This is a genomic window from Mesorhizobium sp. M2A.F.Ca.ET.046.03.2.1, from assembly GCF_003952425.1.
GTDB lineage: Bacteria > Pseudomonadota > Alphaproteobacteria > Rhizobiales > Rhizobiaceae > Mesorhizobium.
In genome coordinates this window covers 3,754,508-3,769,817 of sequence record NZ_CP034449.1, presented here as the reverse complement: position 1 = coordinate 3,769,817, position 15,310 = coordinate 3,754,508, and the positions used below count along the sequence as shown (strand labels likewise).

Here is a 15,310-nt window from a genome sequence, read left to right as displayed (position 1 = left end):
TCTTATCTCGGCCGGTCAGTCGGCCGGGTTCCAGATGATGGCGTAGGTGTCGTGATCGTCCTGGCCGGCGGCTCGGCCGAGATTGGCGTAGAGCTTGCGCGGTCCGAACTCCGGCGCTGCAATCGACAGGCTCACATAATCCTTGCCGGAAGTCTCGCCGGTGCGGATCCAGCCAGCGCCGACTTCGACCCCTTGCGTAAGCACCCGGAAGTCGGGATGGTTATCGGCGCTCTTGGCCTGGTTGGGGACGATATCGATGTCGGCGCGGACGCTGAGCGTCTTGAACTGGCCCTTGTAGGCGCCGTTTTCCTGCTTGTTGACGTAACCGATCGCGGTCATTTCGAAGTCTCCTTTTGTGGTTTCGCCGGGGACCATCCCCTGCGATGGCGCACCGTAATGGGCGCGTCAGGACCGCCTGAATCCGACAGGGCCGCAGCGACAGTGAAGGACCCGAGCGGGCAGCTTTTTTGTGAGCGAAGCGGCGCGAGGAAGCCGCCGCAGGCGGCGGGGAAAAAAGCTGATGGCGCGAGGGTTTCGGGCGGCCGGACCCGCCCATAGGTCGACAAGCCAGCCGCAGGGATGGTCCTTGGAGAGAGCATGGAGACCGCTCGCCAAGTGCGGTCTGTCAGCCAAGCAGGACGCCGGGATGAAACGGCCTGCAAAGATGCTGCGCCCTTATGCCGGATCGAGATCGTGCCAGCGGGTCGGGCGCCAGAGCAGACATCCGGCATGGTGCGATCTATGAAAGCAGGGCTCGCCAGCGGGAATTTGATACGCGAGGGGGCCAAAGTAAGGCTGGATGAGAAGCCGGTGCTACCTGCAGGTCCAGTGTCATGTGGCGGCGCTCGGGAAACCGCTACGCAATGTAACGCGCTCTTATGAGGCGAACAGACCGGCCCCAAAACCGATCGACCGGTGGTCGGCGCGAAACGCGTCATGCCTGTCCGAAAGCTGACAGTGGCAGAAGACGCATGTCGGGTTCCGCACAATTGACCATGCTGGATTTGTGAGGTTTTCAGGGAGAGCCATGCGTTCACTTCCCAGTGAGCTTTGGCACGGCATTTGCTCTTGATGTGGCAACACGGATCGAAGGTTGACTGCATGCACAAGCGCGAGATGAGCAATGCTCTCCTTTCCTGGAGGCTTGGCAGCAGATTCGATTTGACGTTGCGAGGAGCTTCAGCCGCTCGCGGCGGAAGTGATCTCAAATCTGAAGGCACCGTTGGGGCCGCAGCCATCAAACACATCTTTCTCTTTTTCGCAGCTCGTCTTCAACGCGATGCGGACTTCTTCGCGTCGACGGCGGCCGAAGGTGGAGAAGGGGCTCGACTTGCAAAAAGGAGTTGTCAATGACGTCTTACGTTCGCACCAACAGCCCGGCGCAGGTGCGCTCACTGTCCACCTTTGGCAAGCATCTGCAAAGGAGCGTGCTGACGGCGACGCTGCTTGCCGCGGCTTCGACGGGAAGTGAAGCGCAGCCCTATGTTCGTGCTGACGGCAGCACGACTGACGACTTGGAAGCGGCGCGAGCAAGTTGGCGTCATGACGCCGAATTCAATGGAAATGTGGGGCTCGCAGCCATCAACGCGGATGCCGCGTATGCGTTGGGTTCCACCGGGGAGGGGGCCAGAGCTCCTCGCCTGCCCTCGTCCGTCTTGACGAGTGCCCGCTTACAGCCTACCTCACTATCGCGTTAGCACTCGTCCATCGCGAGTGCTAACAAAAACCCCTCAACAGCGCACCAGGGAAAAATCCGAAAATGGCAAAGTCGAAGTTCCGCCCGCTGCATGACCGCGTGGTCGTTCGCCGGGTCGAATCCGAATCCAAGACCGCTGGCGGGATCATCATCCCCGACACGGCAAAGGAAAAGCCGCAGGAAGGCGAGATCATCGCTGTCGGCTTCGGCGCTCGTGACGAAGCTGGCAAGCTGGTCCCGCTGGACGTCAAGGCCGGCGACCGCATCCTGTTCAGCAAGTGGTCGGGCACGGAAGTCAAGCTCAATGGCGAAGACCTTCTGATCATGAAGGAATCCGACATCATGGGCATCATCGGCTCATATCAGGCCCTTTCGTCAACTGAATTCCCGGGCTCGATTGAAGCCCCTGCCAGGAGCTAAAAATGGCTGCCAAAGACGTAAAATTCTCCCGCGATGCCCGCGAGCGCATGCTGCGCGGTGTCAACATCCTCGCTGACGCGGTGAAGGTCACGCTCGGCCCCAAGGGCCGCAACGTGGTCATCGACAAGTCGTTCGGCGCCCCGCGCATCACCAAGGACGGCGTCACCGTCGCCAAGGAAATCGAGCTTGAGGACAAGTTCGAAAACATGGGCGCGCAGATGGTCCGCGAAGTTGCTTCGAAGACCAACGACATCGCTGGCGACGGCACCACGACCGCGACCGTTCTGGCGCAGTCGATCGTCCAGGAAGGCCACAAGGCCGTTGCCGCCGGCATGAACCCGATGGACCTGAAGCGCGGCATCGACCTCGCGGTAACCGACGTCGTTGCGACCCTGATCAAGAACGCCAAGAAGATCAAGACCTCCGAAGAGGTTGCCCAGGTCGGCACCATCGCCGGCAACGGCGATGCTTCGGTCGGCAAGATGATCGCCGAAGCGATGCAGAAGGTCGGCAACGAAGGCGTCATCACGGTTGAGGAAGCCAAGACCGCCGAGACCGAACTCGAAGTCGTCGAAGGCATGCAGTTCGACCGCGGCTACCTCTCGCCCTACTTCGTCACCAACGCCGACAAGATGGTTGCCGAGCTCGAGGACGTCTACATCCTCCTGCACGAGAAGAAGCTGTCCAACCTCCAGGCCATGCTGCCGGTTCTCGAAGCCGTCGTGCAGACCTCGAAGCCGCTGCTCATCATCTCGGAAGACGTCGAAGGCGAGGCTCTGGCCACGCTGGTCGTCAACAAGCTGCGTGGCGGCCTGAAGATCGCCGCCGTCAAGGCGCCGGGCTTCGGTGATCGCCGCAAGGCCATGCTGGAAGACATCGCCATCCTCACCGGTGGCCAGGTCATCTCGGAAGACCTCGGCATCAAGCTCGAGAACGTCGGCCTCAACATGCTCGGCCGCGCCAAGAAGGTGTCGATCTCCAAGGAGAACACCACCATCGTCGACGGCGCCGGCAAGAAGGCCGAGATCCAGGGCCGCGTTGCCCAGATCAAGCAGCAGATCGAAGAGACCACTTCGGACTACGACAAGGAGAAGCTGCAGGAACGTCTGGCGAAGCTCGCCGGCGGCGTTGCGGTGATCCGCGTCGGCGGTGCGACGGAAGTCGAAGTCAAGGAAAAGAAGGACCGCGTCGATGACGCCCTCAACGCGACCCGCGCGGCCGTCGAAGAAGGCATCGTTGCTGGTGGTGGCGTCGCGCTGCTGCGCGCTTCGGCCAACATCAAGGCCACCGGCGTCAATGCCGACCAGGCCGCCGGCATCAACATCGTGCGTCGTGCGCTTCAGGCTCCGGCCCGCCAGATCGCGGCCAACGCCGGTGCGGAAGCATCGATCGTTGCCGGCAAGATCCTTGAGAACAAGGGCGCGACCTTCGGCTACAACGCCCAGACCGGCGAGTATGGCGACATGATCGCCATGGGTATCGTCGATCCGGTCAAGGTTGTCCGTACGGCTCTTCAGGACGCGGCCTCGGTCGCCGGCCTGCTGGTCACCACCGAAGCCATGATCGCGGAGGCTCCGAAGAAGGAGTCGGCTGGCGGCGGCATGCCTGGCGGCATGGGCGGCGGCGGCATGGGCGGCATGGGCGGCATGGATTTCTAATCCAGCTCTGGCAGCTTTCGCAACGAGAGGGCGGCATCAATGCCGCCCTCTTTTTTTGCGAACCTCGGTCCGATGAACGATCGACGCCAACGCCGGCCATCGGCGTTAGGGCAACCTCAAAAGAACTGTCGAGTTGGTTGCGCGCGGCTTTGCGTCATCAGAGGCGCAAGGCGGTCGCGTGTGAGGATTGCGCGCTCCCATAGGCGGTTTCGGCATGTGCCTCGCCTTCGACATCGACATTGCGGCCAAGCAGGAAATCGGCGGCTTTCGAGGCATGGCTTGCGGCGCGGAAGATGGCGCGGTTGTCCTCGCGCAAAACCGTCAGCCATGAGCCGATGTAGTCGGCATGGCGCACGCTCGGCTCGATGCCGAGACTGCTGCAGATGAAGGCTGATGCGATTTCGGCGACCAGTTCCTCGCGCGCATAGGTGTTGGACCCGAAGGAGCCGGACAGGTCGCGCGCGAGTCGCCTCGGGTGGCCGGTCCAGTGTCCAAGCTCGTGAAAGCAGGTCCGGTAATAGTCGATCTGGTGGAAGAAAGCCGGCTGCGGCGGCACCTGTATGGTGTCGCTGCCGGGCATGTAGAAGGCGCGCTCGCCGCCGATGCGAAAATCAGCGCCGGTTGCATGAATGAGCGCCTCGGCCTGCGGGACCATCTCGCGCTCAGGCAGAGGCTCGCCGGCGGCGTAAAGATGTTCGGGCAGATTATCGCACTGCGCGACATCGAAGACGGTGAAGCGCTTCAGGAAGGGCACCGCCTGCGGTTCGTCGCCATCGGTGTCGGCGCGTTGCTTTTCGTTCTTGGGAACAAAGCGGTCAGCGTGAACGATGGTGGTGCCGTGCTCGCCCTTCCTGACATTGCCGCCAAGCGAAAGCGCCTGCCGGAAGGTGAGCCAGTTCTGGCTGGGGAAACCGCGCTCGATGACCGCGCCCCACAGGATCAGGATATTGATGCCGGAATATCGGCGCTGGGTGGCCGCATTCCGCGGCAGGCCGAGGCCTGTCCTTGCCCTGCCCACGGCTTGACCCATGGCACGGTGCCGCGCTCCAGTTCGGCAATGATGCGGTCGGTGATTTCCTGATAAAGGCTGGCGCCGGTGCGCCCGCCACTGTCTGCGCCAGCCTGTCGGCTGCCGCAACGTTTGTTGTTTGCACGCATCGTGATGTCCTCCGCTCTACAATCGCGCGCCCTCCCCGGAAGCGGGGTGGGCGGCAAAAGCGACCGGAAAGGCCCGCCGTCGGAGGCGGACTGCATCAGCAGGACCGGAACGGAGTGGAGGACCCGAAAGCGACAAGCGAAGGGTTGCGGGACGCCGCGGCGGGCCTAGAAGGGAGTGCTGCCCACCCTGCGCCAGGGGGAAGGCCACAATAGAAAGACGCCGGCCGACAGGCCGGCGACCGTCAGCAGCCGAAGGCTGCCCCGCGCCAGGGGGCGATGCCGCAGGGCCAAGACCGCCTGAGCTTGCCGAAGAAAAGCGGGCTCGGTTCACGAGCACCCGGCCAGCGACTTCAGGCGCGGGCGCTCAGGATTGTTGTTGGCGCCCACGGCAGCTGGATGACCGCAACAAGATTACGAGGAGCGACAGCAAAGCCAGCTGCCACAAACGGCACGCTCCGGCAACAACAGCGTGGCCGGTCTACAGATGCTGCCCCGCACGAGAGCCAGCACGCTTTGAGCGCGCATCGGCGATGCAAGCGTTGCAAGCTGGCCATGTCCACAAGGTCGGCGACCACTATATCGCCGACCACCAACGCGGGCGTACCGTCTAAGTGCAGACCTTTCGCGAGTGCGCGGACCGCGCATTTCATCTGCGATGGCCGGATCTTGCATTCCCGCTTGAGCTGCTCAACGTCAAGGCCTACACGCGCTGCGATCTTGAGAGTGACCCTTCAACTGGGGGAAATCATAAGGGCGCGGTGGAATTCGTCGAACTTTCCCTGTTTTCTCGAGGCGAGTGCGGCGAAGGCTGGGAATTGGGAATCCGGTCCCAGGACCGGGAACTGTTTGATCACAAGCTTCAGATTGGGTTCATGCTTGAAGGCTTTTTGGTAGTTGATATCAGCCAGTCTGCAATGCGGACAGTTGTGGTAGTCATTGAATATGACCAGAACGGCATCGCCTTGCGGGTTGCCGGCGATTGGCGAAGGAGATCGTTGTCGAATGCGCCGCTCCACTTTTGCCTGTCGGTCGACCACGCCTGCCGGTGCAGGTTCGCGCTATATTGGCTCGCCAGCAAGGCGAGGAGTAAAAGAAGAGCTGCGACAGTGATGGCAGTCGGCTTAGACATGAGTCTCCAATCCATGGACGGCGTGGCAGCAACGGCCGCCTTTTTGGTGTAAAATGGGTCAGTTTTGATCGTGCCCCGCAGTTGCTACAGGCGCACAGGTGCCGGTGCGATCTGGCGGTTTCTCAAATACGGCTTTGCGCCATCGGGTCCACCCCAATAGCTGAGCGTCGTTCGCACGGGGAATTGTGTTCACCACGCCGGGCGACTTGACCGTCCACCGCCGGAGCGCTGAACGGTCCGCTAGTGAGGCGCTCCCCGAATCGTCGTTTATCCCGCTCGCCCCGGACCGGGTGACAGCCAGCGTTGCCGCTACGCTGCGGAGAAAAACCGTCAGCGCGTGGCATTCGGACATAAGCTGATCGACGCCAAGAATAAGCCCCACGGAGGTGACCGGTGCGGCCGGAACAAGAAAGAGCGTTGCAGCCATTGTGACGAGGCCTGCACCGGTAATGCGGGTTGTTCCGTTCGAAGGGAACAATGCGACAAACAGCATGAGGATCCGGCAGCCGATCGGGAGATCAGTTTTCGTCGCTTGGGCGATGAAAAGGGCGGCGAGCATCATATTCGTGCCGTCCAGATTGAATGGAATGAGACCCACGACCGAATGCGTGGCGCCGGCCCTTTCCATCTTCTCCATGAGCGAGGCCAGCGCGGCCTCTGAGGAGGACATTGCGAGCAGCAGCTCGTCCTTGATGTATCGGACGAGAGAGAAGAGCGAGCGGCCGTTGTAGCGGCAGACCGCGCCGAACAGGACCGAGAGGAACAAGACTTGCAGGATGTCGCCTTCCGCGAAGGCATTGGCAATCGTTGACGGGATGATGTTCATCAGGAAGCTGGTCACGGACTGCTCGTGAGCCGTGGCCACATAGCCCTTAACGGCTTGGACATCGAGCGAGGCCGGATCGATGTTGAGGCCGGCGCCAGGCTGAACGATATTCGCGACAATCAACCCGACAACAAAAGCGAGCGTCGAAAAGGTGAGAAAATAGACCATCGCCTTGGCGGCAACTCGGCCGACCTTCTGCAGATCGCTCATGCCGGCAATGCCGGTCGCCATTGTCAGGAAGATGACAGGTACGGTGATTATCTTGACGACATCGACGAAGGCATCGCCGAGCGGCTTCAGGCTGTGGCCGGTCTCCAAATGGAAATAGCCGATTGCGGCACCCAGGATTATGGCGGCAAGTACCTGCACGTAGGTCCGGGCAAAATGGCGCTTGCGGGGCGCTGCGATCGCGCGGGGAACTCTTGGAACCAACACCGTCTCTCTCCTTGACCGGATCGGGGTGGGGCTCCTCCCTCTCCCATGCAGTGCTCCGGTCGAACGCTGCGCCCACTTCGGCGCAAACGATGTGCCAAATAGCAAAGAGGGGAAAACGCGCAGGACCTCACGCAATGCTTGCGATTCGCTCTCCCACACTCGTGCAGTGGTTGCCTGTCGCAACTATGGAAGGGTCGATTCTTGGGAACTCCAAAGGCCGCTCTTTGCGTCGAGCAGCTTGGCTGCCTGGAAGGTTCCCTCTTTGCCTTGCGGTCTGCGAGCTGAGTCCAGATCGTCATCATTTGGCTGCGCGCCGCACGGGGCTCGAAAGATTCAATCGAGGACGGGTCCTCTTGGAAAACGGGGGCAGCGTTGGTCAAGCCCTTCCACCCTGCTGTCCCAATGGTGTTCAGAAGCTCAGTTCACGATCAAGCGATGGATCAGCGTCATCTGGCGTTTGCGCCATCGCGGCGGCGTTGCAACGGGTCTGCCAAAGATGAGAAGGCCGCGAGGCAGGGTCCGAGACCTAGACTCCAACCTCATAGCGCGCTCGGCTCGCGTTCGGAAGGTTCGAACCGCAGCACGATCAGGTGGCGACACCGTTGGTCGGAACCGGAACCCGACGAATGATCGTTCGTGACCGACATCTGTGAACAAGCAGTATGTGTCATTGCAATCACCACCCGTTGCGCGGAAATGCCCATATGGCCGTGAATGAACTGGATTTGGTGATTTTCCAGATGGCGGTGGAAAGCGTCCGCTTGCTCTCTTCAAGCTTTGATGAGAAGGCGGCTGAGATAGCCACGAGGAGCCGTGGTAGCCTTCTTTTTGACGTGCGGGTGGACGGTGACCTGGAGGTCCAGCGAGTCGCAGCCATTGGATATCCAGGCGACAAGATCGGTGTGGTGGCATTGGACCGAGAGGGCCTTGTTAGCTGTTGTTGCCTAGTCAATGGCACCTTCTCACCTTTCATTGCACCGTTGGAGAACTGGACCAGCATGCCCCTTTCGATGCAGGCCCAGATCGATGTCACAGGCTATGCGAGGCTCCTTCTGGCCGCCTTGCGAAATGCTGGACATATGCTGGACAGGTAGCATCGCGATGATGTCTGTGATGAGATGGTGCAAACGGCTGGATGAGGCGATCGCTTGCTGGCAGCTTTGGCAACAAAGCGATCGGTGAGTTCGCAATGCTGGAACACGTCCTTTAGACTCTGCAGTTAAGTTAGCGGACTACCATCTGACGAATGCCCTCTGACAGTCTGCATGGCGCGGCATGCCCTCTTAGGAATGCAGCCGTGGTTCTACACCATCGGCTGTTTTTGTGTCGAAGGCGACGGGCACGCCATGAACGAAGGAAGCGGCCGCCAACAGTTCCTCCAACTCGCGGTCGGTGGCCTTGCATGCCGGCATTAGTGTTCGGATGGCGCGGATCGCCTGCGCCATGGAGAGAAAGCGGACCCTTCCCCTGGAAAGGACATAGGCTTCTGCGGCTTTTTCGACGGTGACGGTGTGAAACGAATTGGTCATGACGAATTCCTCCCTGAACCCTGACCAACCCGACTTATGGCACGAATTCGACCGCCTTCAAGCCTATGTCCGATTGCGGACAATAGCTGCGATTCGTTCAAAACCGCTGATGCTTTTGGGCGACCTGGTGAGGGGCAAGGAGACGTCGGCTGAACCCGTTTCAACCGACATGCTTCAGGCAGCGGCCAGGCCGAAATAACGCTGCTCCTCCTTGTCATAAGCGCCATGTGTGAGCTTTATCAATCCGGCACGGTCGATGATCGTGATCTCGCCGCGCTTGGCGTGCACCAGTCCTCGATACTCAAGCATTTGCAGGGCCGTGGTGACCCCGGGCGGTGGGCGCGAGCATGGTCGCCAGAAATTCATGCGTCGGGAGGATCTTATCTCCTTCCGCACGGTCGTGGACCATCAGCTGCCAGCGGGCCAGCCGTTCTTCGATCTTGGAGTGGCCATTGACCAGTGCCGTCCGGCATGATTGGACGAGGAACGCGTGGGCATAATCCAGCACTGAGGTGCGAAGCGACGGGCTAATCGCAGGGCGAAGGTTTTCAACCGGCAGGCGCCAGGTAGTGCTTTCCTTTCCGAGAATGACGGCAATTCCTTTCATCCCGTCATAGCCGACAATGCCGACTTCACCTTGCCGCCCGCCGGTCATGGTGGCGACCACCGACGCGATGCCCCTCTCGGGAAAATATACGTTCTTGATCGGCTGATGCGCGACCTCCAACTGGTCCTTGATGCCCGGTTCGACGTGATGCAGCGATGGTCGCAAAAGCGCGAAGTCCTGCGGGGTGAGGGCTTCAGCACCTGGTCGCGAAAGAGGGATCGGGCAAGGCTCTCTTCCAACGGGGCAAGAGCGCGTACGTCTTACTGTCGGCTGCACCGAAGTAAATGCCGGCCGATGCCAAAGCATAGGCTTCGAAACGCGCGATTGCAAAGCCCTGTCGGGGCAGTGCAGTCATGCTAGAAGTCGCGCCGCCTACGATAGGCAGCGGATGACATGATTCCCTTCTGCGGCGGCCACCAAGAACGGCTCGGGCACGCTTTAATCGTTCATACACAAGCTCGCAGGAATGTAAGCAGCGGAACAATCGGGTGATTCGTACCGCCCTGCCCTTTCAGAGATCAAGTCATTGGACGTCAATTCGGCTGGAACGCCTCGTCGAACGGCCCAGGAAAATGCAGCCGGATGAGCAATGGTGGTTCACCTTATGTGCGGTCCCGGATATGCGGTCCGGCGGCTCATCTCCCAATAGCTTGTCGATGGGGAAGTGGAACTCGTCATGTCGCCGCGAACCGTCACCGCGCTAGCGGGGCTCTTTTGAAGACGCCGGTGTTTTTCTTTGTGGAACTGAATCTGTGAGGTGATTGATGCATGAATCAAACATTTGCGTATTTCCGCTGCATCGGCGACGTATATTGGTCGAAAGTATCGCCCAGGCCCTCGAGACCAAGAACGGCGAGGCGGCGAGTGCGTTCTGGCGCTGTGCTGCCAAGAAAATGCTCATTCAATTGTCCGATGTAGGAATTGCGCCAGAGCTCGCTGCGCAGGAGGTTGGAAGCCTTCTTCATGCGGTCTTGGACGACATGGCCAACCGAACGGTAATGCACAAAGCATAGGCTCGGGCGCTGTTGGACCGCGCGTCAGCTCGGGTCCTTATCAGGGGACTGCTCCGACTGGCCGACGGTCCGGCCAAACCGGCATACCGGCAAAGGTTTGAGGTTGCGATCGCTCACGGCGGCCGGTCCAATATTCTAAGACGACCTCAGAAGCCACGTTGGCTTCTTTGGACGAAGCGGAGGGGCGCCATTTTGGCGTGCTCACGCTGGACTGCGGGTTGCGCCTACGGAAATCCAAAGTCCGGCCGCGCGAGCCAATCGACCGGAACAGTCGAAAGCTCGTGGGGGCGGGTCCGCTCACCCTCACGGCGGCGGTGGCGGCCGTGAGCAGACTTAACTCAAGTCACGGCTGAGCATCCGCAGGCGCTATGCCGATTGGATGAGAACTGGTTGCCACAACACCGGCCCGTTGAGGCGTCCCCTCCAGCGGATGCGCAAGAGACTGGCGTAGGAAATATCGAGGAAGCCGGCGACTGCCTCGGTGTTGCCGACCTGCTTGGGCTGTCCGATACGTGACAACGGCCAGGTGGCGAGACGAAGGATCCTTTCGATGCGCGTATCTGTCACCGTTACGATCCCGGAGAGATTGTTGGCCAAGCCGAATTCGATGATCCCCGCGAAGAGCTCGTAGGTTGCTTGGGCCAGGCCGCCAGCTGCCTTCGGCGCTGTCGCAGGGAGATCGAGCGCGAAACGACTACTCTCCCAGATATCGGCACTCGCAGGGACCACCATCTCATCCAGCAGCGTCGGAAACGTATCGCGCAACATTGTCGGTCCGGTGGTCGGCAAAAGGCGGACGCAGCCGCAAGTTCGCCAATCGGACCCCTTGAGAAGCAGGTAGACGGGGTTCAGGCTGTCAAACGGGTCCGTTTCCATTTCGCCTTCGGTCTGCACTTCCCAATCGAGCCGCTTCTTGAAAACCCGATACCTAAGTCCGTGCATTTCCTTGAGTTCGCTCGCAAACTCGGCGTAGCAGTCGGGTGTTATCAGCTGCATCATTGTCGTCTCCGTGCGGGATGTGTCCACGCAATCGAAGGGCAAAGCCGTCATGAATGCAGCCTGTAGACCTTTACAGCTAGACTTGGAGAGGATCAGGATCTCGCCCGAGCAGCCATCCGCACTACGGCCTGGTTGATGGTTCGCACGCCAAGCTTCGCCTTGGCGTTTTCCTGATGGAAGGTCACGGTGCGTTTCGAGACACCGAGAATCTGGCTGATATCCCAGGCCGACTTGCCGCACGCCGCCCATTTCAGGCACTCGAACTCCCGCCGGGTGAGCGTTATGCCATCTACCACGCAATCTTCGGCGAGCCTGCGCCGGGCATGGATATGAACGTTGATCGCAACCAGTTGCATTGCTTTTTCGTAGCGCGTCAGCGACCTCAGAAATGGCGGATGCGCCTCGTTGGAGGCGAAGGTCAGTGCGGCGAACCGGCCGCGATGATCATGCATCGACATGGTCAGTCCGCCGCGAATGCCGAACTCAGCTGCTTTTTCCAGGACTTCCTGCTGAGAGGTCGGCAAATAACGGTGATCGCGGTCCACACCCCAGTCGAAGGTATCCCAGCCCCGCAGTCCCCGCAGGATCACGGGATCCACGCTGTGGTAGCGCTGTTGCAGGTAATGTGATGTCCATGATGATGGATAATTCGAGATCAATCGCGGCCTGTCGCCGGAAGCGGATGGGTAGGTGAAATAAGCGAAGAGCGGAAAGTCGAACCCGGCTGCGGCGGACGCCATTGCCTCATGGAGATCGACGGCATCGACGCTTGCAGAGAGTTGCTCGACCAAGGTTTCAAATACGCGATGCATCTGCGCTTAGCGTACCTCGCGGAGGTTGCTGGAAGCCGACGGAGACGTGGTTCTAAATGATGGCCTGTCCCTGCAGGGCATACGACGCGCCGCCGTCATCACCGCAATTGCTGTGCTGCTTCCGATTGGAGAGAGCTCCGCCCACCTGACCAACTACCGATGGGTGATATTGCGACGTTATCGATGAGCCGCGTGTCGCCAAGCCAAGCCGCAGCAAGCAAGCGTGCCGGTCGGTCAAGGCTTGCTAACGATTGCAGGTCTGTTTCTCCGCGCAGCTCCAGGTATTCGAGCTCGCGATAGCCGGCAGCCAGAATTGCTGCACGCGCTTCATCAAGCGTAGGCAGGATGGGGGAGCCGCGTGCAAGCCGCTCGGCCGTATCGAGCAGGACCGATGCTAGTTTTGGGGCAATGGCGCGTTGGGCTGGGGAGAGCCGCACGTTACGCGACGATAGCGCAAGACCATCGGCTTCGCGGACTGTCGGACAGGGCACAATAGTGATCGGAATGTCGAGATCCCGGACCAAGCGCCTGACAAGCTGAAGTTGCTGAAAATCCTTTTCGCCAAAAAAGGCGAAGTCAGCGCCGGCCTGCAGGAAGAGCTTGGCCACGACCGTCGCCACGCCATTGAAATGGCCGGGCCGGAATGCGCCGCAAAGGCATTCGCTGATGCCGGACACTGAAACGGCCGTGGCGAAGCCCACCTGGTACATTTCCTCTGTGTCCGGCACATAGAGCAGATGCGTGCCCAGCAGAGCGAGCTTGGCAGCATCGTCGCTTTCCGTCCGAGGGTAGGCAATCAGGTCGGCGGGGCTGTTGAACTGCTTGGGGTTTACGAACAGCGTCACGATCACCCGCTCGGCCCTTTCGAGCGCCTTCCGCACGAGGCTCAGATGCCCGTCGTGCAAGGCTCCCATGGTCGGCACAATACCGATCGTGGCACCCGAGCGACGCCATTGCGCAACGACGCCGCGCAGCTCGCTCACGGTTCGAGCGATCGGCACGCTCATGTGAAGTCACCGGCCTTCAAGGCGTTGACATAGAGATGTTCGACCGCCGGAAAGTGCCGGTTCCGCACATCGGTGGCGTAAGCGGCGATTGCCGCCTCAGCCTGCTCACCGAGCTCGGCATAGCGTTTGACGAACTTCGGCCGAAATGAGGTGAAGAGCCCGAGCATATCGTGGCTCACCAGAATCTGGCCGTCGCAAGCTGGCGAGGCACCGATGCCGATTGTGGGTATGTCGATATCGGCGGTTATCTGCCGTGCAAGCTGCTCCGGTATCTTTTCCAGCACCAAGGAGAAGGCGCCCGCTTCGGTTACCGCCCTGGCGTCGCGCCTGATCCGCTCTGCATCGGCTCCCCGGCCCTGCACACGATAGCCTCCAAACGTGTTTACCGCCTGCGGCGTCAGGCCCACATGGGCCATGACAGGTACGCCGCGCGCGGTAAGGAAGCGGATGGTTTCCGAGATGGTCTCGCCGCCCTCGATCTTTACCGCTGAACAACCGGTCTCACCCATCACGCGCGCAGCGTTGCCGAAAGCGTGCTCTGGGCTTTCCTCGTAGGAACCGAAGGGCAGGTCGACGACCATCAGCGCGTGTTCAAGGCCGCGGCGAACGGCCTGTCCGTGCATGATCATCATGTCGAGCGTGACCCCCAGCGTCGACGACAGGCCGTGCAGCACCATGCCGACGCTGTCGCCGACAAGAACGATGTCGCAGTGGCGATCGAGCAGCCTCGCGACCGGCGTGGTGTAGGCCGTCAAGCATACAAGTGGCGTCTGGCCTTTTCGCGATCGAATATCTGGAGGAGTCATCCCTTTTATCTCACCAGCCGCGCTCAACCGAGGCCCCTTCCCTTACGTTACCAACAGCGGGTGTCGCGTTTGGCATATTTTTGTGCGACTGCGAAGAGCTAAAAACAGCGCTTGAGTACTCTGGTGTTGACGTGCTGGCTTCCAAGGTTACATTCAATCGATTAAGGCGCTCCGTTGGGCCAACCCGCTTTCGCAAACATGGATCCTCAGACAAGAAGAACCAAGAAAGGCAAAGCCGCCGTCAAAGCTGACGAAGCCAAAGTGGACCTGACTGCCGTCGTGGTCGCCGTAAACGACAGTGAGCCCTGTGTCCTCACAGTCGGTCATGCGGACACCCTCCCTTCTGGACCTTTTGCCCTTGAGCATCGATCACTGCAGTCGGGTTTGAGGGGGTGGGTGGAGCAGCAGACCGGCCATGCACTTGGATACATCGAGCAACTCTACACCTTCGCCGATCGCGATCGCATCGGCACTGAGCGCCACCAGCGCGTCATCTCAATCAGCTATCTCGCATTGACCAGGAAGGAACAGGCAACGAACTCGGCCGCGTGCGGCTGGCAAAGTTGGTACGAATATTTTCCCTGGGAGGACCACCGCTTCGGCACGCCGCCTGTGCTGCTCGATAGATTGCGGCCCCGCCTGATTGAGTGGGCCGGCGGCGCCAGCGAGCCGACCACTCAACGCGAGCGCCGGCAGCGCGCTGCGATAGCCTTCGGCTTCGACGACCGCCATTGGAACGAGGAACTCACGCTCCAACGCTACGAGTTGCTCTATGAAGCTGGTCTGATTGAGGAGGCCGGTGGCGGCAGGGACGCGATTGCGGCCGCGGCTGGCAAACCAATGGTCGCTGACCACCGTCGTATTCTGGCAACCGGGATCGCGCGGCTGCGTTCGAAGATCAAATACCGGCCGGTCGTGTTCGAGCTTATGCGGCCTTCCTTCACGCTGCTGCAACTGCAGCGAACCGTGGAAGCTTTGGCTGGCAGGCTGATCAACAAGCCGAACTTCCGGAGATTGGTCGAGCAGCAGGAACTTGTTGAGGAGACCGGGGAGACCTCCCTCGACACGGGCGGCCGACCGGCGAAGCTTTATCGCTTCCGGCATGCCGTCCTCGACGACAGGGCTATCGCCGGGACAAAATTACCGCTGGCGCGGGCTTGACATACTTATAGTCAAGGTAGATATATTCCCTTATTGTCAAACCGAATATAATCG

General features: G+C 60.5%; 15 protein-coding genes and 2 pseudogenes. 7 read left to right on the top strand and 10 right to left on the bottom strand.

What is annotated here, in order from left to right; translation table 11 throughout:
* Positions 1-15: 15 nt before the first annotated feature.
* Positions 16-339 carry a DUF736 domain-containing protein gene (locus tag EJ072_RS17955; protein WP_024505644.1) on the bottom strand — a complete coding sequence of 108 codons (324 nt, stop codon included), beginning with the start codon at positions 337-339 and terminating at the stop codon, positions 16-18.
* Positions 340-1,349: 1,010 nt separating this feature from the next.
* Here EJ072_RS17955 and EJ072_RS17950 point away from each other — a divergent pair.
* The 3 genes and pseudogenes from EJ072_RS17950 (at position 1,350) to groL (ending at position 3,774) form a co-directional block, all read left to right on the top strand.
* Positions 1,350-1,697 (top strand): hypothetical protein, encoded by a 348-nt coding sequence (locus tag EJ072_RS17950; protein WP_063169239.1) that lies wholly within the window; start codon positions 1,350-1,352, stop codon positions 1,695-1,697.
* Positions 1,698-1,759: 62 nt separating this feature from the next.
* A pseudogene (groES, locus tag EJ072_RS17945) lies at positions 1,760-2,053 on the top strand (co-chaperone GroES); the annotation flags it as partial.
* A gap of 65 nt (positions 2,054-2,118) precedes the next feature.
* Positions 2,119-3,774 (top strand): chaperonin GroEL, encoded by a 1,656-nt coding sequence (gene groL, locus EJ072_RS17940; RefSeq protein ID WP_126057772.1) that lies wholly within the window; start codon positions 2,119-2,121, stop codon positions 3,772-3,774.
* Positions 3,775-3,931: 157 nt separating this feature from the next.
* Here groL and EJ072_RS17935 read toward each other — a convergent pair.
* Positions 3,932-4,932: pseudogene (locus tag EJ072_RS17935) on the bottom strand (zincin-like metallopeptidase domain-containing protein).
* A gap of 611 nt (positions 4,933-5,543) precedes the next feature.
* Here EJ072_RS17935 and EJ072_RS36910 point away from each other — a divergent pair.
* Positions 5,544-6,113: a hypothetical protein gene (locus EJ072_RS36910; RefSeq protein ID WP_245454735.1), complete on the top strand. Its 570-nt coding sequence runs from the start codon at positions 5,544-5,546 to the stop codon at positions 6,111-6,113.
* Positions 6,114-6,119: 6 nt separating this feature from the next.
* Here the strand turns inward: EJ072_RS36910 and EJ072_RS17925 are convergent, their stop codons facing one another.
* Complete coding sequence (locus tag EJ072_RS17925; RefSeq protein WP_306462679.1) at positions 6,120-7,319, bottom strand: cation:dicarboxylase symporter family transporter; 1,200 nt, start codon at positions 7,317-7,319, stop codon at positions 6,120-6,122.
* Between the two features lie 707 nt (positions 7,320-8,026).
* On the opposite strand from EJ072_RS17925, the gene EJ072_RS17920 reads away from it, so the two are divergent.
* Positions 8,027-8,416, top strand: coding sequence for a hypothetical protein (locus tag EJ072_RS17920; protein WP_024505560.1), 390 nt, complete (start codon positions 8,027-8,029; stop codon positions 8,414-8,416).
* 189 nt (positions 8,417-8,605) lie between these two features.
* On the opposite strand, the gene EJ072_RS17915 is transcribed toward EJ072_RS17920, so the two are convergent.
* The 3 genes from EJ072_RS17915 to EJ072_RS17910 form a co-directional block, all read right to left on the bottom strand.
* Positions 8,606-8,851, bottom strand: coding sequence for a hypothetical protein (locus EJ072_RS17915; protein WP_063169243.1), 246 nt, complete (start codon positions 8,849-8,851; stop codon positions 8,606-8,608).
* Between the two features lie 174 nt (positions 8,852-9,025).
* Positions 9,026-9,160, bottom strand: coding sequence for a hypothetical protein (locus EJ072_RS37310; RefSeq protein WP_256754986.1), 135 nt, complete (start codon positions 9,158-9,160; stop codon positions 9,026-9,028).
* The gene (locus tag EJ072_RS17910; RefSeq protein WP_245454734.1) at positions 9,153-9,623 is read right to left on the bottom strand and encodes a hypothetical protein; all 471 of its coding nucleotides are present in this window, start codon (positions 9,621-9,623) and stop codon (positions 9,153-9,155) included. Before EJ072_RS17910 ends, EJ072_RS37310 begins: the two co-directional genes overlap by 8 nt.
* A gap of 599 nt (positions 9,624-10,222) precedes the next feature.
* On the opposite strand from EJ072_RS17910, the gene EJ072_RS36905 reads away from it, so the two are divergent.
* Positions 10,223-10,471: a DUF6074 family protein gene (locus EJ072_RS36905; RefSeq protein WP_063169245.1), complete on the top strand. Its 249-nt coding sequence runs from the start codon at positions 10,223-10,225 to the stop codon at positions 10,469-10,471.
* A gap of 366 nt (positions 10,472-10,837) precedes the next feature.
* On the opposite strand, the gene EJ072_RS17900 is transcribed toward EJ072_RS36905, so the two are convergent.
* The 4 genes from EJ072_RS17900 to panB form a co-directional block, all read right to left on the bottom strand.
* Positions 10,838-11,470 (bottom strand): acyl-homoserine-lactone synthase, encoded by a 633-nt coding sequence (locus EJ072_RS17900; RefSeq protein ID WP_126057769.1) that lies wholly within the window; start codon positions 11,468-11,470, stop codon positions 10,838-10,840.
* A gap of 92 nt (positions 11,471-11,562) precedes the next feature.
* Positions 11,563-12,282 (bottom strand): LuxR family transcriptional regulator, encoded by a 720-nt coding sequence (locus EJ072_RS17895; RefSeq protein WP_126057768.1) that lies wholly within the window; start codon positions 12,280-12,282, stop codon positions 11,563-11,565.
* A gap of 98 nt (positions 12,283-12,380) precedes the next feature.
* A complete protein-coding gene (panC, locus tag EJ072_RS17890; RefSeq protein ID WP_024505565.1) occupies positions 12,381-13,289 on the bottom strand; it encodes a pantoate--beta-alanine ligase in 909 nt (302 codons plus the stop codon).
* Positions 13,286-14,122: a 3-methyl-2-oxobutanoate hydroxymethyltransferase gene (gene panB / locus EJ072_RS17885; RefSeq protein WP_126063927.1), complete on the bottom strand. Its 837-nt coding sequence runs from the start codon at positions 14,120-14,122 to the stop codon at positions 13,286-13,288. Before panB ends, panC begins: the two co-directional genes overlap by 4 nt.
* 171 nt (positions 14,123-14,293) lie before the next feature.
* Here panB and EJ072_RS17880 point away from each other — a divergent pair, with 171 nt between their 5' ends.
* A complete protein-coding gene (locus EJ072_RS17880; RefSeq protein WP_126063926.1) occupies positions 14,294-15,256 on the top strand; it encodes a hypothetical protein in 963 nt (320 codons plus the stop codon).
* Positions 15,257-15,310: the final 54 nt, after the last annotated feature.